Source organism: Propionibacterium acidifaciens, from assembly GCF_003798325.1.
Classification (GTDB): Bacteria; Actinomycetota; Actinomycetes; order Propionibacteriales; family Propionibacteriaceae; genus Propionibacterium; species Propionibacterium acidifaciens.
Window position 1 is genome coordinate 316649 of sequence record NZ_CP033719.1, and the last position, 24269, is coordinate 340917.

The 24269-nt window shown below is 68.9% G+C and carries 9 protein-coding genes and 2 pseudogenes; all 11 read right to left on the reverse strand.

Going from position 1 to position 24269, the window contains the following annotated elements:
* Nucleotides 1-248: 248 nt before the first annotated feature.
* Nucleotides 249-2720, reverse strand: coding sequence for a 3'-5' exonuclease (locus EGX94_RS01405; RefSeq protein WP_021797110.1), 2472 nt, complete (start codon nucleotides 2718-2720; stop codon nucleotides 249-251).
* Nucleotides 2713-9222 carry a DEAD/DEAH box helicase gene (locus EGX94_RS01410; RefSeq protein ID WP_192962672.1) on the reverse strand — a complete coding sequence of 2170 codons (6510 nt, stop codon included), beginning with the start codon at nucleotides 9220-9222 and terminating at the stop codon, nucleotides 2713-2715. Before EGX94_RS01410 ends, EGX94_RS01405 begins: the two co-directional genes overlap by 8 nt.
* 3 nt (nucleotides 9223-9225) lie before the next feature.
* Nucleotides 9226-11307: a DUF262 domain-containing protein gene (locus EGX94_RS01415; protein ID WP_021798165.1), complete on the reverse strand. Its 2082-nt coding sequence runs from the start codon at nucleotides 11305-11307 to the stop codon at nucleotides 9226-9228.
* Nucleotides 11308-11500: 193 nt separating this feature from the next.
* Complete coding sequence (locus EGX94_RS01420) at nucleotides 11501-13165, reverse strand: hypothetical protein (protein WP_021798162.1); 1665 nt, start codon at nucleotides 13163-13165, stop codon at nucleotides 11501-11503.
* Between the two features lie 166 nt (nucleotides 13166-13331).
* Nucleotides 13332-13718: a TIGR02391 family protein gene (locus tag EGX94_RS14205; protein ID WP_081707439.1), complete on the reverse strand. Its 387-nt coding sequence runs from the start codon at nucleotides 13716-13718 to the stop codon at nucleotides 13332-13334.
* A 75-nt stretch (nucleotides 13719-13793) separates the two neighbouring features.
* Nucleotides 13794-14525, reverse strand: a complete 732-nt coding sequence (locus EGX94_RS01430; protein ID WP_021797142.1) for an IS5/IS1182 family transposase — start codon at nucleotides 14523-14525, stop codon at nucleotides 13794-13796.
* 185 nt (nucleotides 14526-14710) lie between these two features.
* Nucleotides 14711-15778: an IS630 family transposase gene (locus EGX94_RS01435; protein WP_081707345.1), complete on the reverse strand. Its 1068-nt coding sequence runs from the start codon at nucleotides 15776-15778 to the stop codon at nucleotides 14711-14713.
* Between the two features lie 7 nt (nucleotides 15779-15785).
* Nucleotides 15786-16238: a hypothetical protein gene (locus tag EGX94_RS01440; protein ID WP_021798171.1), complete on the reverse strand. Its 453-nt coding sequence runs from the start codon at nucleotides 16236-16238 to the stop codon at nucleotides 15786-15788.
* A complete protein-coding gene (locus EGX94_RS01445) occupies nucleotides 16231-20913 on the reverse strand; it encodes a DNA methyltransferase family protein (protein WP_021798161.1) in 4683 nt (1560 codons plus the stop codon). Before EGX94_RS01445 ends, EGX94_RS01440 begins: the two co-directional genes overlap by 8 nt.
* Before the next feature lie 178 nt (nucleotides 20914-21091).
* A pseudogene (locus EGX94_RS14145) lies at nucleotides 21092-23096 on the reverse strand (helicase-related protein).
* Nucleotides 23097-23114: 18 nt separating this feature from the next.
* Nucleotides 23115-24068 (reverse strand): annotated as a pseudogene (locus EGX94_RS13595) (DEAD/DEAH box helicase); the annotation flags it as partial.
* Between the last annotated feature and the right edge of the window lie 201 nt (nucleotides 24069-24269).

The window sequence follows — 24269 nt, forward strand, 5'->3', positions numbered from 1 at the left end:
CGCGAATAAACCTCAAGGATTGTCCAAAACAAGCGCGCCATCAAGGGAAACACCCAGCCAGAGTCGGATTCGCCAAGAGCCTTGAATAAGCTTCCCGGAGTCCGCCGGGAGATTCCCGGGGTGGCGCTGACTGTGCGGAGATTGCGAATTGACGAGCGATCACCGCACAGTGAGGCTCATTCACAGCACGACAGGACAAAGATCTGACAAGGGGGAACGCTCCTGCGAGCGACTCCTGTGAACAAGCCTCAGTGAAGCGCCGGGCCCGGCTCCCGCCCCAGCAGCTCGCTGGCCTCGCCGCTCCAGGCGACGACCAGCTCGTCACGGGCGCGGGAGGCGGCGACGTAGAGCAGGGAGCGCTCGCGCAGCATGGCGTCGTCGTGCTCGGCCTCGTCGTAGTCGTAGACGCGCAGAGCGGCGGGGATCGAGCCCCGGGAGACGTCGAAGAGCAGCACCTTGGCGAACTCGGTGCCCTTGGCCCGGTGCATCGTCATGACGACCGGACGGCCGGGCCTGACCCCGCCCTGGTCGACCGGCGTCACCGGGACGCCGCGCTCGGCCAGCCCGGTGACCACGAGGTCACGGGTCCTCCGGGCGCGGACGAGCACGGCCAGGGTCTCGGGGGCGGTGTCCCCGGCGTCCCGCCAGGCCCGCATCGTCTCGGCGGCCCTGTCGAGCTCGTCGGTCAGCGTGTCGGCCCTGATGAGCCGCACCCGGGGCCCGCTGCGGGCCGAGCGGTAGCCCTCGACGCTGTCCTCGGCCTCGTCGAGGTCGAGGTAGCGGCCGCCCTCGAGCACGTTCGTGGCCCAGCCGAGGATCTGGGCGGTCGTGCGGTAGTTGAGCGTGAGTCGGCGCGACCGGCCGCGGGTGCCGATGCCGTAGCGCGACAGCACGAGGCGGGCGCCGTAGATGCGCTGGTGGGAGTCCTCGGCGATGAAGATGTCGTCGGCCCCGTCGGCCACGAGGGCACGCACGAGGCGCCAGTGGTTCGCCGAGAGGTCCTGCCCCTCGTCGACGAGCACGTGGTCGGCGAGCGGGCCGGTCCGCTCCAGATAGGCGGCGGCGATGGCCGCGGCCTCGGCGTGGCTGATCGTCCCGGCGAGGCGGGTGTCGGCGCGGTAGCGCTCCACGACGGCCCACACCGCCTTGCGGGCGGCGCGGTTGAGCCGCACCCCGCGGCCGGCGCGCCGCGCCCTGAGGTATCCGGCCTCGTCGGTGATGAGATTCGGCAGGACGACCTGCTCGTACTCGCTGCTCAGGAACGCCGTGTTGCGCAGCCGCGGGGCGAGCGCCTCACCGGCGACGTCCAGCGCCTCGCGCCAGGCATTCTGCTCGTTGGTGCGCCCGGACAGGTCCGTGCGGCCGGCGCCGAGCACCGCTGCCGTCGCCTCGTCCAGACTCTCCCCCGCGCTCCTGAGCACGGCGGTGGCGAGCGCGTCGATGCCCGACACGTAGGCGCCGGGACGGCCGAGACCCCTGGCGGGGGTCAGCCCGGGGTTGAGCACGCGCAGGCCGCGGCCGAGTTCGTCGGCGAGGTTGCGGGTGAAGGTGGTGGCGATGACGCGGGCATCCGGGTTCTGCCGCAGCAGCGAGTCGGCCCGGTGCAGCACGACGACGGTCTTGCCGGTGCCGGCGCCGCCGGTCAGCCGGAACGGCCCGTTCCAGCGGCCCTCCGCGTAGCGGCGCTGGGTGGGGTGCAGGAAGACGCGCCAGGCGCCGAAGTCGCCGCCGTCGATGACGGCGCGCAGCTCGTCGACCCCCTCGATGACGGCGAACTCCATCCGGGCGGCCGGGGCCCACAGGCTGTCGACGATCGCCTCGTCGGTGTCCTCGACGGCGCCGCCGGTGTCGAGCCCGAGGTCCTCGCGGACGTCGTCGATCGACATCCCGGCGCTCAGGTCGATGAGCGCGTAGGCGCGCCAGCCCTCCAATTCCACTGCCAGGGTCATGAGGGCGTCCTCGTCGGGCAGGGCGACGGCCCGGGCAGCGAGCTCGGGACTGAAGCCGAGCCCGTTCACGAGCTCGTCGACGGTGGCGATGATCGCCGGAGAACGCTCCTCCGCCCGGGCCGCGGCGGGCCGCTCCCGGGGCCCCGTGTCCCCAGAGGACGGGTCCTCCGAAGACGGGACAGCCGAGGACGGGCCAGCCGGGAACCGCTCCCCCAGCCCCGTGCCCGCAGAGGACAGGCCCTCCGGGAACGCGCCCCCCGGCCCCTCGCCCGCAGAAGACGGGTCCTTCGGGGACGAGCTCGCAGAGAATGAACCCGCCGCGAGTGAGCCCCCCGCAGACCGGACAGCAGAGGACGAGCCCGCTGAAGAGCACTCCCCCGAACGAACCGCCGCGGACCGCTCCCGAGGCCCCTCGCCCGCGCCGGCCGGGTCCGTCCGCTCCGCCGTGTCGAAGTCGGGCATGCCGTTGACCGGGTTGAGGCTCAGCCTGGTCCGCAGGGCGATGTCGATCGCGTCGTCGTGGTTGTAGATGCCGTGCAGCACGTAGTAGCGCTTCCCGTCGGCGTCGAGCTGGAAGAGCACCGCCCGGTACTTCCGGTCGACCCGCCCGGTGCGCACCCGCGGGTCGGCGGCCCTCTCGATGGGTTCGATGTGGAGGCCCGAGGTCGAGTCGTCCTTCCCGAGCTTCTCGAGGAAGGTGTAGGCCTTCTGCTTGAGCGAGTTGTCAAGCCTGGTGGCCTGCTTGCTCATAATGATAAAGGATTCAACCATGATGTTCCCCCATCGCCTTCAGGATCTGTGCGGCGTCGGCGGGCAGCAGCCGCCAGCCCTCGGTCGCGAGATCGCCGACGTCCTGCTCGCCGGGCTCGACCATGACGGCCACGCGCTGCTTCGGCCACGACAGGTCGACGGGGATGCCCGGGCCGAGCTCCTCGCCCACCTCGGGCAGCGGCAGCCCGGCGCCGGCGAGCCTGCCGAAGAACTCGGGCGAGAAGCCGGCCTCGGCGCCCAGCTCCTGCTGGATGTCGAGCCACTCGGGAGCCAGCGCCGCATCCGCCGCGCCCTGCGCGGCCACGGCTTGGGCGGGGACGGCTCCGGCGCCCGTCGCCGCCAGGCTGCCGGCCGTGGCGATCCACGTCGGATGCGTGGGACCGCGCAGCGCCAGCGCGTTCGAGAAGCCGAGCCAACGCTGCCAGGCGTCCTTGAACTCCGGCTGTTCGAGGGCCTCGGGACCGTCGTCGAGGACGAGCACGGCGCCGATGCGCACCTGCGACTCCTCGACGGCGCGCACGAGCACGCCGAGCGGGCCGTCGCGCCACCACCAGGCGTCGGGGGCCCTGCCCTGCGCCTCCGCGCCACCGGCCGAACCATGCGCCGCCTCACCAGCCGGACGCCGTGTTTCCGCGCCGCCGACCGGGCCCGGCGGCCGCGCACCATTGGGGCCCTGCGACCGCACGCCATCAGGATCCCGCGGCGGGCGCGCGGCGTCCGGGTCGGCCCAGCGGAAGGAGCCCTGCGACTGCGCACCGACGAGCAGCTCGCGGGCGACCCGGGGCATGGCCGCATCGTCGCCGACGGCGCACGGCTCGCCCCTGGTGAACAGGCACATGGGCGCCGCCGAGCCGAAGGCCTCGAGGTCGTTCTGGGCCTCGCCCGGCGCGGTCATCCAGTGGCGCAGGATGCCGAAGGGCCCGTCGAGCACGGCCTGCTGGGTGCCCTGGCCGAAGGTGAACGGGGGCAGGTTCTTCGCGCCGTCCATGACCCGCTCGTCGAACCAGAAGGGTCCCTCGGCCGTGGCCCGCTCGTCCGGGGGCTGTTCGAAGGCGTTGATGTCGTCCATGGTGACGGCGAGCACCGGGGTGCCGGCCTCGCGCAGGCCCTGCCGTTTCGCCGCGTCGTCGGCGAGCCGGTTGGCGTCCGCGGTGGCGTGGAAGGCGAAGCCGTCGGTGAAGATCACCAGGTCGGGCCCGCCGCCGCGGAGCACGAAGTCGGGGCGGCTGTCGAGCACGTTGACCTGCGGTTCGAGCCGCCAGGTCAGCGGGCCGAAGCCGGCGGTGATGATGTTGCCCCTGCCGGTCACCTGTTCGTGGCAGACGCCGCCGGCGGCCTCGACCATCCGGGTGAAGGCCCGGCGGAAGCGCTTCTCGAGGAAGGACTCGTCGTCCCGGTCGATGTGCGGGGGCTGGTCGGTGATCCGCCAGCCGGGCTGTGAGCCGGTCTCGGCCTCGCCGCCGAGCAGTTCGCGCAGGCTGCGTTCGGCGCTGGTGCGCGACACCAGGTCGAGGTCCTGGAAGTCGGCGAAGGGCAGCAGGCAGCGGTGGCAGGCCAGGCGGCCCTCGTCGCGGCAGGGGCAGTCGCGGACGGCGAGGTAGGCCTGCGTGAGGATCTGCCAGAGCTTGTCGGGGCGCGCCACGTCGGCCAGGTAGCCGGTGCCGCCGGGCACGAGGTCGTGGATGAGCAGGCCGTCGGCGACCGGCCGGCCCGGCCCGGCCGACGCGTTGACGCTCGCCACGCCGAGGTGGTCGGGCGAGCCGCCGAAGGCCCTCTGCATGCCGAGCCGCAGGGCGGCGCGCAGGCTCGGGATGGCGTAGAGGTCGCCTGCGGCGGTCTGCCAGGGCAGGGTCATGAGGAGGCCCTGGGTGGTCAGCGAGCGGCTGAGGACGATCTGGCGGGCGTGCTCGTCGAGGTCGTTGCGGTGCCGGCACCAGGGGTGGTGCTCCCGGGCGGAGTTCGAGTTGGGGTCCTGGTCGAGGTGCCCGCAGCTCTCGCAGACTCGGAACAGCGGCGCCTCGACCCGGTGCCCGCCGATCCGGCGGGTGGGGCCGGGCCTGCGCGGGCCCAGGTTGAGCCAGGCCAGGTCGAGCCGCTGGGCGTAGGCGACGCCGAGGCCGACGTCCTGGGCGTACCAGCGCTCGGTGACGTGCCGGGGGTCGATGTCGGCCATCGGCACGACGGTGAAGCCCGCCCTGGCTCGCTCCTCGTCGGTGTCGTCGATGCGCGAGCCGTCGCGGCTCACCTGCGCTGAGGCCCGGGACAGCTCCACCACCTGGTACTGCTGGCCGATGTCGGCGATGCCGGTGCCGGCGCAGCGGGGGCACCTGGCCGGCTGGGCGCGGCCGCCGGTGACGTCCTCGCGGTAGCCGCACTCGGGGCACAGCGCCCAGGTGCGCAGGTGCTGGCCCTGGTTGCCCAGGTCGACGCTGTCCACCTGGATGCGGCGGCCGTCGACGTAGAAGGTGGCGCCGGGCGCGAACTCGCGCAGGGCGCGGGCGGAGCCGCGGGTGTAGGTGTACGGCTCGTTCCTGACCTCGTGCGCGTCCTCGTCGAACCAGCTGATCTGCACGTCGAGTTCGACCTGGTCGTCGATGAGCGTGTAGTTGGGCAGCAGCCCGTGCAGCTCCAGCGGCTGGATCCAGTAGGCCTGGCGGCGTTCGGCGAGCTGCCTGCCCAGATAGCGGCGGGCGGCCTCGGCCTCGCGGACGGCGCTCTGCTCGTCGCCGCCCTCGCTCGCCCCGGCGGCGAGGGCGTGCAGGTGCGGCAGGGCCTCGTCGATGTCGGCGCGCCGGCGGTCGAGGTCGTCGAGCTCGGCGTCCCACCGGTCGACGGCCCGCTCGACGTACCGGGCGAGGCCGCTCGTCGCCGGGCCGCCATCCGGCCGGGCCCAGGCGCGGAGCTCGTCGACGAGGCCGTCGTCGAGGATTCCGTCGAAACCCGCCGCGAAGCGGTCGACGAGCCGGTCGGGGTCGGCCTCGGCGCGCTCGACGATGTCGGCGAGCAGGCCGCCCGGGGCGAGGGTCATCGTCTCGTCGGCCCGGCTCGGGCTCGTCCCCGTCTCGCGGGCGCGGGCGTCGGCGAGGGCGGCGATGAACTGGCGGCGCACGATCTCGACGGCGTTGAGATAGGTGGCGGGCGGGCGCACCGCGCCGTTGATGAGCGAGGCTGGGTCGTTGAGGCGGGGCAGGTGCTCGCCGCGGCCGGTGACGAGCGCCACGTCGAGGGCGTTGCCGTTGGCGCGGCCGGCGCGGCCGACGCGCTGCACGTAGCTGGCGACGCTGCGCGGCAGCGAGGCCAGGAACACGGCCGACAGGTCGCCGATGTCGATGCCCATCTCGAGGGTGGGCGTGGCGACGAGCACGTTCGGGGCGCCCGGGTCGGCGGAGCCGTTCTTGAACCCGCTCTCGTACTGCCTGCGCAGGGAGGCCTCGACCAGGGAGGTGTGCTCCTTGGCGACGACCCGCTCCATCCGGCCGCCCGTGTACATGCGGCGGTAGAAGTTGCCGGGGCCGGCGGGCTCGGCCGACAGGCGGCCCGGGCAGCGGCCGACGAGGCAGGGCCCGCCGGCGAGCTCGCGCACGCTGTCGGGGCCAGCGCTGTGGCGGGTGCGGCAGACGTCGCAGCGCAGCATCATCACCCGGTCGCCCCGGTCGTCGGGCGCGGCGGCCACGGCGATGCGGCGGGCGGGGACGGCGAGGGCCCGGTCGCCCGCTCCCCCGCCGGCGATGGCGCGGCCGACGACGACGCCCTCCTCCTCGAGGGCGCCGAACAGGGCCCGCATGAGCGCGCCCGCGTGGCCGGCGTCGACGCCGAGCACCCGGGCGGTCCAGCGGGCGTACCAGGACTGGGGGACGGTGACGGGGTCGAGCAGGCTCCTGGGCCCGGGCCTGCCCAGGCGCGGGAAGGCGGGCGTGGAGCGCCACGGGGTGAAGGCGGGCATGGCGTCCTTGGGGCGGCGCCCGCCCCAGATCTCGTAGGGGGCGCCGTCGCGCTCCATGAAGCGGCCGAACCACTCGTGGTCGATGGCGCCCTGCATGCGCATGCGTTCGAGCACGCCGCGCACCCAGCGCACGCAGGTGGCCTCGTCGAGGCCGACGAGGGCGCCGTTGAGCTGCTGCTGGGACGAGCCGGTCAGCACCCGGCGGGCGAGGGCGGCGATCGAGGCGGCCGGGCCGGCGTCCACCTGCGCCCAGGCCGTGCCGGTCTGCTCGAGGGTGCGGCCGTAGCGCGAGACGAGGCCGAACTCGGGGGAGGCGTCGAGCAGCAGCCGCTTGCGCACCGTGTCGGCGAGCCCCGGCGGCACGGCCGAGGGCGCCCCGGCCCAGTAGGGCCGGAACTTCTCGTTGTCGGCCATGGACGGCGGCAGCAGCCGGTGGCGGGCGCCCGGGTCGTCGCCGGCGGCGGCGATGACGGCGTCGACGAGCCGGTCGAGGCCGCACGGCTGCTCGCTCAGGCCCGAGCGCAGCATGGTGCGCAGGGCCAGGGCGCGGGAGCGGGCGGTGACGAAGCCGGCGCGGTGGGCGGCGTCCTGCACCGAGTCGGTGAAGACGAGGGCCTTCTTCTCGGCCTGGTCGAGGTCCCGCTCGCCGAACAGGGTGGACAGGCTCACCGACAGCAGGGTGGCGATGGCCGAGCCCTGGAATCTGATGGCGTCGTCGGCGCCGCAGCTGGGGCACTGGTCCTTGGCGGAGCGGGCGTCGGCGTCGGGGCCGGTCAGGGCGAGCACGGGCAGCGGCCGCGAGTCGGGGTCGGCGGCGTCGTCGGCGCCGGGGGCGGCCGTGAAGGCGCGGTTGCCCGGGTCGAACCAGGCCAGGCCGGGGGGCCGGCCGTCCTCGTCGGCGTCGAGGGCGCCCTCGCGGGGCGCGCTGATGAGGGCGCGGAAGCGTCCTTCGCGGCGGGCGTGGCTGCCGCGGATGGTCTTGTCCTTGTCGGGGGCTGCGAGGGCGGTGCCGGTGGTGGCCAGCAGCACGCCCCAGCCGCTGCGCCCGCAGCGGCGGCAGTAGACGGCGGGGAATGCGGGGGCGGCCTGCTCGGGCGCGCCGTCGTCGGCCCAGCGGAAGCGCGGCACGTCGGCGGCCTCGCGGTCGATGCGGGTGAGCTCGCGGATCCACAGGTGGGTCTCGGTGCTCGGGGCGACGCGGCCGAGGGCGGTGCGCAGGTGGGCGAGGGCGGCGTGCAGGTCGAGGATGAACTCGCTGCGGTCCGCGAGGGAGTCCGGGGCGCCGGGCAGCAGGGTCTCGGCGAGGTCGCGCACGGCGGTGGCCCGGGCCGTGGCCTTCAGGTAGGCGCGGACGAAGGGGTGGGCCTCGGCGAGCAGGAGCTGCTGCTCGCCGGTGTACCGGTAGCGCCGGTCCTGCACGTTCGGGTCGGTGTACTCGTACATGCCCGCGAGGAGCCGGCGGCAGCGGTCGGCGAGGGGCAGGTCGCGCACCTCGTCGGCGAGCCGGGCGGCCGTGACGGAGTTGACGGTGACGGGCCGCACGCGCATGCGGTCGAGCCCGGCGGCGGCGCCCTCGGCCCACTCCTCGTGGTCGAGGCGCCTCTCGCGCACGACCGAGTCCTCGTCGAAGTCCTCGCCGAAGACCTGCCGGGCGAAGTCGCGCATGGCCCGGTCGGAGTCGGCGCCGTCGTCGGCGCCGAGGGTGGCCGAGGTGCCGATGGGGACGACGGGCCGCAGCGGGTGGGGGCCGTCGCCGGCGGGCCGGGTGCGCCGGGCGTCGAGGGCCCAGGCCAGGCGGCGCAGCAGCATCGCCACGTCGGTGCCCTGGGCGCCGTCGTAGGTGTGGAACTCGTCGAGCACGAGGTACTGGAGCGAGTCGGCCGAGGCCTCCCAGAGGCGCTGGTCGCCGCCGCGCAGCAGCAGCTGGTCGAGCATCTTGTAGTTGGTGAGCAGGATGTCGGGCGGGTCGTCGCGGATGATCCGCCGGTCGCCGATGAGCCCGCTGTCGGTGACCCGCGTGCCCGAGCCCGTGGCGTCGTCGCCGGTGTAGAGGCCGGCCCTGACCCCGCCCAGGGCGGGTTCGGCGGTGATGAGGCGGGCGAGCCGGCCGGCCTGGTCGTCGGCGAGGGCGTTCATCGGGTAGAGGATGAGGGCCTTCATGCCGGTGACGCCGGCGGCGTTGGCGCGGATCACGTGGTCGAGGACGGGGATGAGGAAGGCCTCGGTCTTGCCCGAGCCGGTGCCGGTGACGACGAGGGTGGGCTGCGGGCCGCCGGGGCGCGACGAGTCGAGCCGCTCGAAGGCGGCGGCCTGGTGGGTGTAGGGGTGGAAGCCGGCGGGCATCCAGGCCAGCGCGTGCTCGGCGCGCGCGGGCGCCGGAGCGAAGGGCATGCTCGTGCGCAGGTAGGGGCCCTTGAAGATGCCGTCGGCGGGGTCGGTGAGGAAGGCGCTCAGGCCGGCCTGGGCGTCGTCGTCGGACAGCGCGAAGGTGGTGACGAGGAAGTCGGTGAGCGCGTCGCGCAGGTGGCCTGCGACCAGTGGCGGGCAGAGTTCGGTCATGGTTCAGTCCTCATCGCCGTCGGGTCCCCCAGCATCGCCGTCGGGCTGCAGGTGGAAGAGCAGGTCGTCCGCGTCGAGGCCCATCGCGTGGAAGAGGCCGCGGAGTGTTCTCATCTTGTCACTCGTACTGGTCAGCACGAACATGTCCAGGCCGGGGGCCACCTCGACGTAGCCGTTCTCGGGCTCGTCCTGGGCCGGACGGGTGCGGAACTTCGTCGTCGTGGCGGCGTAGCGGCGCACGGCGGCGGGGTTCTGCCGGGCGAGCAGGAAGACGGCCTCGGTGAGCATCTGCCGCCATGTGGTCACGGGGTACGTGGCGCCGTCGTGCTCCCAGCCGCGGAGGGCGCGCCCGGTGAAGTCGGTCTCCTCTCCCATCGGCTCCGCCTCGGGCGCATCGGGGCGCGGGCTGTAGCGCACGACCGGCTCGGGCCAGCACGTCATGGCGATCTCCGAGAGCCGGGCGCCCCGCTCGACCATCTCGTCCTCGCCCCACGCGTCCAGGTCGCGGAGCATGCTGTTGATGCGGTAGGGGGAGTTCCTGAACCCCTGCTCGCCGTCGCGCTTCTGCGCGAAGGGGGCGTTGGAGTAGGTCGGGTTGTACCCGGTCACCGTGAGATTGCTCAGCCGGTGCAGCCAGGTGTCGTGCACGTGCTTGGCGCGGGCCCCGAGGCTCTCCGTCCATTCCCCGCTCAGGGTCTGGGGCATGATGTGCTCGACGCTGATGTCACCGGCCGCCAGGGCGCCGGCGATGTCCCGGGTGTCCTTCGAGTCGCCGTTCTCCAGGCGCTCCCAGAGGTAGTTCCGCTGGGCGGCGGGGATGTGGTAGAAGCCCCTCTTCATCAGTTCGGCGCCGAACAGTTGGTCGCCCGGGAAGATCGCCGTACCCTGCCTGCTGGTCAGGAAGGGGACGATGATCTCGGGCAGCGAGTCGCCGTCGCGGCGCTTCTTCACGGCCTCGCGCCAGATCAGCGAGAACACCTTGTTGAGGGCGTTGGTGGGCAGCCCGCACACCCATCTGCGGGTGAGATAGGTGTCGACCACGGTCAGCACCGTCAGCAGCTCGTCGGCCGAGAACTCGCCCTGCCGGTAGGCGTCCATGACCGGCAGCAGGAGGGGCATGGTGACCGTCCGGTCCACGAGGTTGAAGCGGCGCAGCAGGCGGTCGACGCGGGGTTCGCCGACCGTGGCCTTCCGCAGGTCGCGGTAGTGGCGGGCATGGGCCCGCATCTGCGCCAGTACGTCGGGAATGCCGTGGGTGCTGGCGCGCACCCAGGCGCGGAACTCCTCGTAGAGATGGTCCTTCTTCACGGTGCGGCCCAGCCGGGCGGTGAGCCAGTGGCGGATGAACTCGGAGCTGTTGAAGTCGACGTCTTGCTCCATGGGGTTCCAGTACTGCTCGTAGAGCCGCTCCTGCTCCTCGTGGCCCTGCCCCATGAGCACGAAATTGCGGATCATGTCGGCCTGGGTGAGGTCGAGGCCGGTGAAGTTGAGGCTTTCGAAGATGAGCTGGGCGTCGTCGCTCTCCTCCAGCTGCAGGCGCATCACCTGAAGCTTGCGGATGGCGCCGAAGAGCCGGCCGGGTTCGGCCTCGCGCCTGCCGAGGCGCTCGACGAAGTAGCGGTAGTTCGCCGTGAGGTTGGACGACTCGTCGAGGTCGGCCCCGGCGGCGAACAGCTTCTCGTAGGCGTCGGCGTCGGCCTTCACAGGCTTCAGTTTGAGTCTGCGCCCGTTGGCCGCGTGCTTCGAGCTGAGATAGTCGTCGTGAATCCACTCGGCGAGATCGGCGTCGGGCTCCAGGGTGCCGTCGGTCAGGCAGTCGTGGAGCGCGAGGAAGAGCAGGTTCACCGTGGTGAGGCGCTGCTGGCCGTCGATGATGGTCATCTCGCCGATGGCGCCCTCGACCTTGTAGACGATGGACCCGAAGAAGTGGTTTGGGCGCTCGAACCTGATGACGTCGAGCAGGTCGTCGAAGAGGCGGGCGCAGTTGCCCGTCCGCCAGTCGTAGTTGCGCTGGTAGACGGGGATGACGAGGCATCTGTCCTTGCCCTCGAAGACATCAGTGAGCGCCTGAAGCGAGCCCTGCATGGTTCAGCCTCCTCTGTTCCGACATGTTGAGCTCAGAAGCGCTACCCCTTGTCACGTCCTCATCTTGTCACGTCCTCATCTGCAATGCCGTGAATAAGCTTCAACCTCCGGTAGCATTCCCTCGCGCTTCTCAGCTGAGACTCGATTGCGGTAAGTGCAGACACCCGCGTCTTTGGCAATAGAGGAATCTCCATCAGATGGCTTCACCTTCTCTGGTTGAGTCGCCATCATCGGATCGGGGGTCTTCAGTGGCGAATGACGCGAGGTCCTTGAGCATGACGACAGCTTGCTCGAACAGGCTAATCGCATAATCTCTCCGTCCCTGTCCTGCAAGCTCTTTCTCCAAATATTTCTTCCCGCTGACTCCTGAGACATGAGCGGCAGTTTTTGAGCGAAGTTTTTGCAGCCCTTTAAGGAAACTGATGTCGCGTTCGACGTGAACATACCCAGTTTTTTCAAGGAAACGTTTCAGTTTTGCAATCCCCGGCTCGCCCTTAACTCGTGTCAACTGGTGATCCATCTCTTTCTCGTTGAGTGAGTCGATGAGTAGTCGTGTCAAATTCAGAATCTGCGCTTCGAATTCGGCAGGGGTGTCATCGACTGGAATGCGAAGGCGTTTGATGATTCCGACATCACCACCCTCAAGAGGGCGATGGAGCGACCAGCCCCAGGCCGCATGCCATGCGGTTTGAAGATCTTCATAGGCATTTTTGAACTGATGCTCGGGATTCTCGGTCTCGGTGGGGATGTTGAAGAAATCTCTTCGAGCCGCTGCCATGCTCATCTTCCGAGTGGGCGGGATGTTGTAGGAGCGCCAGTGAGCATGATGGGTCCTGGGTATGCGTCTGCCGATGTCTCCCAAATAGACCATGACACGATCAGTCTCATCCGTGTGTATGTCAACACCCCATTTTCGCCCACATGTAAGATGACCGCTGGTGACTGTGTAGAGATCGGTGTCATCATAATATTGTTTGAGGACGTCCGGTCTGAAGAACACTGGCGTATAGCAGGATGGCGCACCCGGATTACCGCCGCGTTCTGCAAGTTTACTGGGCTCGCATGTGTGGCGCACTGGCCCGCCATCTCCATCTTCGCCGATTATGAATTCACCCCACTCTTCGGAGTCATTCTCGTTCCACGGCCACACCCCGCATTTTTCCCGTGGCGGAGGGGGAAGAATCGTCTTGACATCCAAAGAGGAAACAATTTCTTTCCTCCCAAGACACAACGGTTCTCCAATCGTCCGCGACAATACACTATGGTGATCATTATCCACGAACTCAGGAATTTCCAGGTCTGAGAATGAGGACAACGGTTCATCAGTAATGATTGAAACCGTCGACGTGGTGAACAGCAGGAGATCAAGCTGCCGAGCAGCTTGGTAGCGACGGAGCAGTGGAGTACGAATCTCGACTCTTTGTTTACTGAATCGGATGGACTCCTCCTTGCTCCCATCGTCCTTGATCTCGTAATAGTTTCCCGAGTCAGGATCTTGCCAGAGATCCATGAGAAGCACGAGTTCTTGGGAGATCAGTCGTGAGTTTGGAACGATGTTATAGAATTCTTGACAGACAACAATCGGCTCAATGTCTTCACTACAATTTCTCAAATATTCGACAGAACTCTTGCGCCGCCTAAATCCTGGGGCTCCATGCCCAATACTCAGATCCCAATCAATCCCGGCAAGCGCTTTTTCTCTATATTCCACCGGAGCCAGAGCGGAATATCTTGCACCGTCGTCAGCATCGGTGCGCCAAGTATCGATCAAGACCGTCCAGGATTTTTTACCATTGCCGAGGCTTTCACGGAGCATATTCTCTTGCGTCAGAACTTTTCGCGCCTCATCCAAATTCACAAGTAAATCCTTTCAAAAATACAGCACCACAATCTCCGCCCTCCGAACTTTTTCAAAAGCGTCTTCAAAACCAAGATTCTTACCACACCATAAATTTGATACTTGCCGCTATCTGAAAATCATCAATCGACTCAATGGATAAACTAACCCCCCATGCAAACATTAGCTATTCTTCACCGTCGGCCTTTCTTATCTCACACTGATCAAGCAGGCGGGCAAAGTAGCTATAGGCTGCCAGCCGCTCCATCCCTTCCTGCTCGGACAATTCATTTAGAGTGTGTGTGGCCACGTTCCGTACAGTCATGTTGAGCCCTGTGGCAAGCGCGTTCAATGCTTTGCCCAGAGGTTCAAGACCACGTTGCACGCTTTTCACCGTCTTGTCCGCGGATTCCCCCGGCCATACAAGTTTCGGAATTCCCGGTTTTGGTTCACCCGGCGAGAGGGTTTCTTGCCAGAATTTAGTGCCACCGACATCGTTTCTCCCCAATCTGTTCTTCCAATGATTGGTGAGCCCTTCGGCGGCCTCTCTGACGGCAACCCTGTATTGATGAATCGTCCAGAATTCTACAGCCTTCGACCAGACAACAGCATGGAATTTCGCAGGAGAAAATGCAGGGTATTGTGAGGGTTATGCAAAACTGTTTTTGAAGAATTCTAGGGCGATGATGGCCGTGATGGTTTCGGGGAAGGTGTGCAGGGGTCTTCGGTAGCCGGTGTGGAGTGTCCGCCAGGTTTTGAGGTTGGCGATTGCTCGTTCAACCGGGGCGCGTAGCGTGTTGATGGCCTTGTTGTACTGTTTCTGGGTTTCTGTGAGTTCACCGCCGGCAGGTTTTCGTTCCGGGGTGATCATGCCCAGCCCGGTGTAGCCCTTGTCGGCCATCGGCGGGGGGTCGGGGAAGTGGTCGAGCAGGCCGGTGTGCCGGATGGCTTTCGCGTCGTGGGTGGAGCCCGGGGCCGGGTCGGACACCCAGACCAGCCGACCGTCCAGGTCGCAGGCGACCTGGAGGTTCAGGCCGGTGCGGTGGTGCTTGCCCGAGTACAGGCCGGACTGGTCCCGCCAGTTCCAGCACGGCACGAGGGTGCCGTCGACGAGCAGGGTCCGGGACGAGTCGAGGTCGTCCACGGTGGGGATGAAGTCCTCGAGGGCTTCGGCCAAGCGGGGCGTCCACCGGCAGATGGCCCGGGAGACGGAGGACTGGTCCACGTCGAAGGACTCGGCGAGCTCGGCCTGGGTGCGGTTACGTCGGTGATAGACGAGGGTGAGTCTGATTTCCTGTTCGGTGGTCAGCGCCCGGGGCCTGCCTGTTCTCTGCGGGGGACGAGGGTGGGTCTCGATGAGGATCGTGCACAAGGCTGCCATTGCGGCCGCGGAGAAACCTGTTGTATGATACACGTGAGGACCTGTTTTGAGATTTTCGGCCATTGGTTGCTTTATTGTCTCAGGGCAGGTCCTCATTGTCTGTTCCGACACGCCCGGGAGCGGGAATCACCGAAGATTAAAATCAGGAGTTTTGCATAACCCTCTGTGACTCCGCACTATGGCGGTCATGAAACAAGATCGTTTTCGGTGTCGCGGGGTGGGAGGTGTTCGAAGTCGTAGTCGAAGGTGCGGCCGGTGATGTATGAGGCGAACGCGCCGAAGGTTTCTTCGGGGGTCTCGCGCTGGATGTTCGCGATGTTGTTCTTGGCCGTGTTCCAGACGTGCTCGACCGGGTTGTGGTCGGGCGCATACGGTGGCAGATGAATCGGGGTGATGCGTTCCAGCAGTTGACCGGGCTCGTAGAGACCGGTCAGCATCTTGGCGTGGTGGAACCGGGCGTTGTCGAGGACGACCGCGATCTTCTCGGTGTCGGTTTCGCGTTGAAGTCGGTCCAGCGCGAGGATTGTCTGCTCGGTGTTCTGGTTCCCCTCGATCGGATACAACTTGACCTTCTTGCTGGTCAACGAGAGAGCACCGAAGAACGACTGGGACGTCTTCTTCCGGTCCACGGACAGTTTGGTGCGCTGCCCTTTCGGGAGCCACATGCGGCGGGTCTCGGCCTCATGCTCCAGGCGCACCTCGTCTGCCGCGTACACCTCCCAACCGGCGTCCAACAGGTCCTTGACCTGGGCTTTCACCTCGACCATGCGCCTGGTGACGGCCTGCTCGTCGCGGTGCTTGTCGAACGGGTCCGGCAGCTTGAAACTCAGCCCGCAGAACCGCAGGAGCAGCTGGTACGAAGAATCTGACTCATACTCGACATCGAACAGGATCTTCACGACGTCACGTATCGCTGGGACGTCCCAGAACTCGGCATCAATCCCGGACTGTGAGGGCGGCTGGGCCAAGACGGCCTTGAGGTCTTCCTTCTGGGCACGGGTGAGTTTCGCCGCGTTCTGGTTCCCCGCATGCCCGGTCAGCACCGAGCACATCCTGCTGTCCCGCCAACCGGCCAGCCACTCCCGGATGGTTTTCACGCTGCGCTCAACCATTTCAGCGATGATGCTCACATCAACGCCTCGAGAAGCGTACAGGATCGCTTCTGCTTTCATCCGCACCAACACATAATTGTCCGCGCGCTTCTTCCACCTGATCAGGACGGCGGTTTCTTCCCCGGTGACCTCAACCTGCATGTCCCAATCATATCCGAAACAGCACAGGAAATCCACGAAAAATACGGTTTCGTTTCATGACGGCCATAGATTGAACATCTAAAATCAGCGCATCCAAGCGTCCTTTGATTGTCGAAATAGCCATGCGCACGTCTCTCGGATCAAGCAATGGCTTCGGTCGAGACATTGTGAACCAGTTTGCAATGGGATCAATCGGTTCTCTCACACCCGAAACACCTACGTATGCCCCTGTGACCTGTACTGCCCGCGAGGCAGGCCCAGACGCAGCAGCAACGTCAAGTTCTAGCTGACGCACCTTGTTGATGTCTTCTCCCTGCTTCGTCCGAACTGTCGGGAAAAGACTTCGTGAAGATTCCCTATCAAATTCTTCTTGTGTTTTCATCCATTCTTCAAAAGCATCTTGGAAGCGATCTACAGCTTCTTGCAATTTGTTGAGATAATCAACACTGAAGTCAGTCATTTGACGACTGTCCCTTCTCGTCTGATACTTGTCCGTGCAGCCTCGATTCAAACTCGGCGTAGGCGGCGCGCATGCCGGCCTCTCTGTCGTAGCGGGTGAACGGCAGTTTGTAAGTGTAGGTGCTGCCACTGACATTTTCGGTGGTGAGCTCGTCTGCGGCGAGGGTGTCGCCCTTCACGGCCCACAGCCGCTGAAGCTCGACGGGGACGAGGCGGCCGTTGGCGTCGTAGAGGTATTTGCCGTGGTCGTAGCCATGAAGGACGGCGAACTGGGTGCGGTAGATGATGCACAGCTCGTCGGCGGTGACGCCCAACATGAGGGCCACTAGGACGTCGATCTCGACGAGGGCCTGACGGCGGTCGAGGTCGCGGCGCAGCAGGGTGCCCGGCCGCCACTCGGGCCCCACGTCGCCGAGCCGCACCGAACTGTGCGCCGACAGCGCCCACGAGTCGGAGGCGAAGGCCGAGTCCCAGCAGGCCGACCACAGATCAGCGTAAGCGGCGGTGGCGCAGGAAAGACGCAAGGTGCGCAGGACAAGCTGATCAGATCCTGGTGTGTTTGGCAAGACTCTGGGTATTCTCCCTAGAGAATCCACGGTCAGTGCCGACTTCGGAGCTGACCGTATGCAAAGATCGGCCAGCAATGAGCTCGTCGACGCAAGGGAAAGAACCAGATCACGAGGATTCTCAACGCCGACACTGGAAACAGTATTAACATGCGTTGATCCGGGCGGTATGATCGCGGGGATGAGGGTCCGCTCACCCGTGTTCGCGGCCATGGCGCGCCACGCCAGCCGGTAATGGTTCCGTGCCGGCTCGCCGTCCCAGTGGGTGTAGTCGGCGTCGTACGTGGCGCGGTCGCCGGCGGGCTTGTAGGCGGTGATGGGGATGAAGTCGGCGGGCAGCTTCTCCAGATCGACGTCGGACCAGTCCTTGTTACTCTTCATCGTCGCGTTCGGCTGCTTGAAGGCGGGGTTCGCCACGAACAGGTGGGGACCCTGCAGGATCACATCATCCCAGCTGTCGGGGCGGCCCCAGCGCTGGACGAAGTAGCCCTTCCGGCGGTCCGCCGTCTCATGCCACCCCGGTGAGAACTCAAGCTCCAGCTCTCCCATGCGCGGGCTCTTCGCGAGCTTGGCGAGCACGGCGGCGCTCGCGCGGTTCACCGTGTAGAGCATCCGGGCCTGCGCAGGAGGCGATTCAGGCGATTCGAGCATGTCCCGCCATGTCTCCAGCACGCCTGCGTCGACGCGCTGGATGCGCCCGGCGTGCGGCCGCTGGTCCCAGGCTCCCGCGAACTTCAGGCCGGGCTCCTCGCCCGAGCCGTCGTGCCGGTAGGAGCGCTCCACCGTGTCGGGGTGGTAGAGCCCGCAGGCGTGGTCGAAGGAGACCCGCCGCGAGGGCCCGTAGACGTGCACGCCGTAGGAATTATGATGATCAATTTCTTTGAACAATTGCAGCTCGTTGACGAACTGCCAGTGCCGCCGCAGATGCCCATAAGTCGCCTCGCGCAGGGCCCCGGCCTTCTCGTCGGTGAAGTGCGTCTCGGGATGCACGAGGCCGATCACGCCGCGGCCGGACAGGTGCGCCCAGGTCTGCGCCATGAAGCAGCGGTACAGGTCGGGCTGCAGTCCGGCGAGCACCGGATAGTTCGTGGCGTCGCCGACGTAGGCGCTGAGCGCCTCGACATCGGTGGTTCCGTCGATCAGCAGCTCGACGGCGCCACGCCGGAGCAGGGTGCCCGCGCGGCGCTGCTTCTTGGCGGCCTCGGAGGGCTTGTTCTCGAGCATCCACCACGGGTCGGCCTCGGCGAGCAGGGCCGAGCTGTCGCTGCGCGGCCGCACCCACGGCGGGTTCCCCACCTGCAGGTCGAAGCCGCCGCGGGCGAAGACGGTGGCGAAGTCGAGCTGCCAGTGGAAGAAGCCCTGCCGGTCGGCCACCTGCTCGCAGACGCGCAGCCACGGGTGGTCCGCGAGGGCCCGCTCGACGCTCGTGGCCGTCGAGCCCGACAGCGCCCAGCTCTCCTGCTCGGCCAGCGCCGCCCACTCGTCGGAGGCCGTCAGCTGCTGGTCGGCGGGCTGGTGGCGCCGGTCGGCCCTGATGCGCACGGGGACGCCGATGAGCTGCTCCACGGCGTCGATCCACTCCTGCCAGTCGGGCAGCGCCACCTGCTCGCCGGTGAGCGGCACGAACCACAGGGCGCACCAGGCGTCCATGACCCGGCGCAGCCGCCGGTAGGCGCCGCCGGGATCGGCCAGCGAGGCCTCGATCTGCTCGCGGGTGACGACCGGCTCGCGCGCCTCGGCCTGTTCGGCGCCCCACAGCCGGATGGGGCGGCGGGTCTGCTGCTCGGCGACGGTGAGCCGGCGCAGGGCCATCGTCCACAGCCGTTCGACCTGCTCGCCGAAGGCGACGAGCCGTCTGGTCTGCGCCGGGCTGGGGGCCTTCCGGAACTGCTTTCGCCAGGCCTTCATCCGCTTGACCCGCTCGGGTGCGAGCTCCTTGGCCTCCTTGGCGTCGGCGGTGGCGCCCCAGCCGGCGCCGGGCAGCAGGAAGTGCGGGATGCGGCCGTCGGCGCCCGAAGCGACGGGCTCGCCGGTGCGGGCCCGCTCGGCCATCGCCGTCAGCGGCACGTCGGCCGGCGGGCCGGTGCGCCAGCTCCTGTCGGCCACCTGGCCGGTGGTGTAGAAGCCGTGGCGGGCGCCGATGAGGGAGTTGCCGCGCCGCAGGTGCAGGCCGAACCACGGCGCGTCGAGGCCCTTCGCCATCGTGTCGAGCCACAGGGTGATCTCGGCGAACTCGACGGCCGTGGCGTTGAGGTCGACGCCGTAGACGTTGTGCAGGGCGATGAAGGCCTTCGCGCGCTGCAGCTGCACCGGGTAGTCCTCGGGGTCGATGGCCCGGCCGGTCTCCTTCTGCTTGCGGGCGAGGTACTGCTCGGCGAGCTGGCCGGTGGCCTCGATGGCGAAGGCGCCCGAGCCGAGGGCCGGCTCGCAGATGCTCATGCGCAGGATCTCGTCGGCCGGGGTGGTGCGCCCGTCCCGGTCGAGGAGCTCGGCGAGGGCTTGGCCGACGGTGAAGCGGGTGAGCACCTCGGGCGTGTAGTACGAGGCCGACTGCTGGCGCTCGCGGCCCGAGAGCCGGAAGACGAACCGGCCGGTGCGGTGGCTCTTGCGGCGGTCGCCGCGCACCGGGTCGTGCACCATGACGAAGTCCTTGTCGGCCAGGTCGGTGGCGCGCTCGACGGGCACCAGCCACGAGCCCTTGGCGGGGTTGCCGCCCGGGGCCACCTCGAACATGTCGGTCGGGGCGAAGACGCCGGTGTAGCTCATGAGGCCCTCGTAGACGGCGCCGAGCTGGTTGATGCCGAGCTCGGCGTAGCTGATGAAGCCGCGGTCCCTGCCGGCGCGTTCCTTGCTGAGCAGCAGCCTGCCGAGCACCTGCTGCAGGGCGGCGTTGCCGAGGCCCACCTCGTCGATGCGGCCGGTGGCCCCGGGCCGGAACAGGTCGGCGCGCAGCGCGTGGAAGGGCAGGGCCGCGGTCTGGTCCCGCTCGGGCACGCCGAGCTCGAGGTTGCCCCGGTCGACGAGGCGGAAGAGCACGGCCAGCGAGTCGTACAGGTGGGTGCCGTCGCGGGAGGCGCCGGTGAGCTCCACGAGCAGCAGGTCGCGCAGCCGGTCGAGGGAGTAGCCGTTCTCGTACTCGGGGGCGCCGACGGGCAGCACGCCGAGCTCGGGCGAGGCCTCGGCGTAGAGCAGGAAGAGCACCCGGTAGATGAAGCGCAGCGCCTGCATGGCCAGCGGCTGGGCCTCGTCGGCCGGCAGGGCCCCGAGGCCCCCGGCGCGGCGGCGGGCGATGACCTCGTTGGCGATGATCTCGATGGACTCGCGCACGCCCTCGCGCAGGTCCTGGCTCACGCCGACGGTGTGGCGGATGGAGGCCTCGAGCACGCCGGCCCACCAGATGTCGCCGTTGGCGTCGGGGGCCAGCGACTCGGCGGCCAGGCAGGTCAGCGCCGTGTGCACCTCGCCCGCCCGCCTCGTGTCGTTGCGGTCGGCGACGGTCTGCAGGTCGACGGCCAGGTAGCGGCCCTCGGGCCAGCGGGCCCGTTCGGCGACGAGGAGCCAGCGGCCGGCCAGCACGAGGGCGAAGGCCGGGCCGTCGGGGCGCACCATGAGCGCGCTGACCAGGCGCGACGCCGAGTCGATGAGCTCGGAGTCGGGCGCCTCGGCCCCGGGCCGCCAGGGCTCCAGCAGGGTGGCGGCGCTCTTGTCGAGCAACTCCTCGGGGGCGTCCACCGGCACGGCCTCGAGGACGGCCAGTGGCGCGTCGGCGCCGGTGGTGGTGAACCAGCGCACGGGGCCGTCGTCGCGCACCCGGTACTGGCCGGTGGAGTAGCCGAGGACGTCGAGGACGAGCCGGTAGGCCTCGCGGGCCCGCTCCGGGTCGGCTGGCTCGTCCCCGGCGCCGCCGTCGCCGTAGAGGCCGGTGATCGCCTTGAGCAGGTCGGCGCGGGCGGCGGTGAAGCGCGACAGCGGGGTGGGCGCCTCCGCGGCCCGCCACTGCTTGAGGCGGTCGGTCACGAGCCCGTGGAAGGACTCGTTGAGCGCGTCGCTGGTGAAGAAGTGCTCGCTGATCCAGTCCTCGCCGACGACGAGGGCGTCACTGGTCGCCATTCGGTCAGTTCTCCTTGTCACAATCGTCGGGCGCGTCGGCGTCCTCGGGCACGACGACGAGGGCATCACTGGTCGCCACGGTCAGACCCCCTCGGGCGAGTCACTGAGGACGAAGCACCCGCCGATCCAGCCCCGACGACGAGGACGTCGCTGCTCTCCATGATCAGACTCGCCATGATCAGGCCTCCTCGTCGACTTCTTCGGGCGCGACGTCCTCGGGCGCGGTGCCCTCGGGCACGACGACGAGCAGCGGCCGCACGAGCCGCCGGTCGGGCGCCATCTGCTCGACGAGCCGCTGGCGCTCGGCGACGCCCGCCCAGTGGCGGCGCAGGGACTCGCTGGCGACCAGGGCGTCGGCCTCGTCGCGCCACTGCGTGTTCTGCTCGCTCCAGTGCTCGATGCGCTCGGCGACGGACTCGCGGGCATGGTCCATCGTGAGGTCCAGCTGCGCCTCGGCGGCCTCGACGGCCGGGGCGATGAGGCTCTTGAGGGCGTCGACGCCGGTGACGGGCCCGGGGTTGCTCATCCGCTCGCCGACGCCTGCGGCGCGCAGCATCTCGGACGAGGACTCGTAGAGGGTCACAGGCGGCATGGCCAAGTTGGCGGGGCCGGGGAACTCGACGCCCACCCAGCTCACCGCGACGACCTGCCCGCGCCTGTCGGTGAGGCTTCCGCACAGCAGCACAGTGGGACTGTCGACGCGGCCGCGCACGACGTAGATCTCGTTACGGCCGAGCATCGCCAGGGCGCGGTCGGCGGCCCAGTCGAGCACCGGGTGGAGCGGGCCGAGGTAGTGGGCCTCGGGCCACGAGCTGTCGGAGGCGTCGGTGAGGGCGTCGCGCAGCAGCTGGGCGGCCCTGGCCCTACCGGTGGCGAGCTTGAAGCTCGTGAGCACGCCGCGGTCGCTCAGATAACCCTGGGGCAAGCGCCTCGAGGCGCTGGCGCAGGTCGGCGGGCGGGACGAACTCGACGATGCCCTCGCCGGGGTGCTCGCGCCAGCCCACTCCGCCGCCCCGCGTGGAGGGCGGGGCGGCGGGCGTCGTGTAGTACTCCTCGAGGGCCTCGCGCAGGAAGGTGACGGGCTCGGCGTACAGGGGGCCGGCCTCGGCCAGCTCGACCGCCGGCCCGTCCCGCCCGTCGGCCGGTGCGGTGTTGCCGCTGATCGCGGCCATGAGGGCGGCCAGGCCGTCGCCGGAGGCGACCTCGTCGACGGTGCGCACCGCCTCGTCGAAGCTCTTCTGCCGGGCGAGCACCCGGGTGAGCTCGGCCTCCTCCCTGGCCTCGCTGTACTCGCCCATGAGCCCGGCCACGTCGCCGAGGGCCCGGTGGGCCTCCTCCTCGCGTTCGAGCAAGCGGCTCAGGACGGTGATGTCGCCGCGGAAGCCCTCGGCGCCGGGGGCGAGCAGCAGGGTGGTGATCTGCGGACGGGCGCGCTGGCCGTAGCGGTCGATGCGACCGTTGCGCTGCTCGATGCGGATGAGCGACCACGGGATGTCGAAGTGGATGAGCTCGTGGCACTGCTGGTGCAGGTTGACGCCCTCGGAGGCGACGTCGCCGGTGACGAGCACGCGGATCGGCGAGTTCGTCTGCTTGAAGCTCTCGACGATCTCCTGCTGGTCGACGTCGGGCAGGCCGCCGTGCAGCAGCCCCACCTGGCCTGGTTTGAAGCCGAAGTCCGCCGTCAGTCTCCGCTGGAGCCAGGTGAGGGTGGCGACCCACTCGGCGAAGACGACGGCCCGCATGTCGCTTCTGCGGCCCACGCCGATGCGGCGCAGGTAGTCGACGAGCCGGTCGTACTTGGCCGAGGAGTCCTTCGCCGCCTCGTTGAGCCCGGCGAGGCGGTCGAGGGCGTCGGCCTCGGCGCGCTGGGCCGGGCTCATCGTGCCCGTCGCGCCCGCCCGGGCGGCGGCGTCGAGGCGCCTGCGGCGCTCGGTGATGGAGGCGTCGAGGGCCGCCGGGGACGACAGGAAGGCCTTGGCGAGCGTCCACGGGAACAGCCGGGTGCTGCCCGAGTACGGCGAGGAGCCGCCGGCCGGGTGCAGCCAGACGCCGTCGAGCTCGTCGGCGACGGCGTCCTCGGCGGGCGAGGCCGGCACGAGCTCGTTGCGCGGCGGCAGACGCTCGGCCCAGTCGGAGCCGACGACGCCGGCCACCTCGGGGCTGTTGCGGTGGCGGCGGATCACGAGGCGCCGCAGGGCGCGCTCGTCGATCCCGCCGTCGGGGCCGACGGCGGTGGGCTCGAGCAGGCGGACGAGCTCGGCGAAGGACTCCCGGCGGCCGTTGTGCGGGGTGGCCGAGGCGAGGATGAGGGCGTCGGTGGTGGCGGCCAGGTTGCGGGCCAGCGCGTTGTTCTGGGTGCTCGCATTGGTGACGTTGTGCGACTCGTCGATGACGACGGCGTTCCAGTGGTGCCGGCGCAGGTCGTGGACGAATCGGTCCTGCTTGAGGGTGTCCATCGAGATGATGACCCGCTTGAAGAAGGTGAACGGGTTGCGGTTGGCCGGCAGCTTCTGCCTGACCCGCTGGACGCCCACCGAGTCGAGCCGGACGAAGGGGATGTCGAAGCGCGACCACATCTCGTTCTGGGTCTGCTCCAGCACGTGGCGCGGGCAGACGATGAGGATGCGCTCGCCGCGGCCGCGGCGGATGAGCTCGGACAGGATCATGCCGATCTCGATGGTCTTGCCCAGGCCGACGGCGTCGGCGAGCAGGATGCGCGGCTGGAGGTTGGCGGGGTCGAGGGCCCTGGCGACGGCGCGGAACTGGTAGTCGAGGGCGTCGGCCAGCCCGCGGTGCGAAACGGCCAGGGCCGGCTCGCCGATGGGGACGGGCGTCTTGCGCAGGGTGGCCTCGAGCCACAGCCGGGAGCGGCGGTAGTGCGGGGAGTCGTCGGCGACCGGCACCGCGTCGCGCGGGTCGAGGGAGCGGATGCCGTTACCCGGGCCGGCGGGCCGGGACGGGTCGAACTCGAGGGACCCGTAGAAGGTGGCGGTGGTGCCGCGCACGAGCGGCGTGAGGCCCTGGACGGTGAGGAGCTGGTCGCCGTCGTCGGCCTGCTCGACCGCCGTGACGAGCCACTCCTCGTCGCGGACCACGACGGTTGACCCCGGCGCGACGTTGAGCCGTGACCCGGGTTGCAGCTGACCCTGAGACATGCGCGGGACACCCCTCACTCCCCTTGTGAGAGCACGACCGCGCCCCCTAGGGGTCGAGTGTAGTGGGGTTGGGAGCCGAGCGCCGGGAGGACCGGCCGATGTGGTCTGGGCCCACGTACCCACGTCCGCCTCCACTCCGACCCTCGGCGGGGAACGATGACCACGGGATTCGCCGGGGACTGCGAACTCTCAGCCCTGAGA

Coding starts and splice junctions, on each gene's coding strand:
- EGX94_RS01405 (WP_021797110.1), bottom strand. CDS start 2,720: ATGGTTGAATCCTTTATCATTATGAGCAAGCAGGCCACCAGGCTTGAC.
- EGX94_RS01410 (WP_192962672.1), bottom strand. CDS start 9,222: ATGACCGAACTCTGCCCGCCACTGGTCGCAGGCCACCTGCGCGACGCG.
- EGX94_RS01415 (WP_021798165.1), bottom strand. CDS start 11,307: ATGCAGGGCTCGCTTCAGGCGCTCACTGATGTCTTCGAGGGCAAGGAC.
- EGX94_RS01430 (WP_021797142.1), bottom strand. CDS start 14,525: ATGGCAGCCTTGTGCACGATCCTCATCGAGACCCACCCTCGTCCCCCG.
- EGX94_RS01435 (WP_081707345.1), bottom strand. CDS start 15,778: ATGCAGGTTGAGGTCACCGGGGAAGAAACCGCCGTCCTGATCAGGTGG.
- EGX94_RS01440 (WP_021798171.1), bottom strand. CDS start 16,238: ATGACTGACTTCAGTGTTGATTATCTCAACAAATTGCAAGAAGCTGTA.
- EGX94_RS01445 (WP_021798161.1), bottom strand. CDS start 20,913: ATGGCGACCAGTGACGCCCTCGTCGTCGGCGAGGACTGGATCAGCGAG.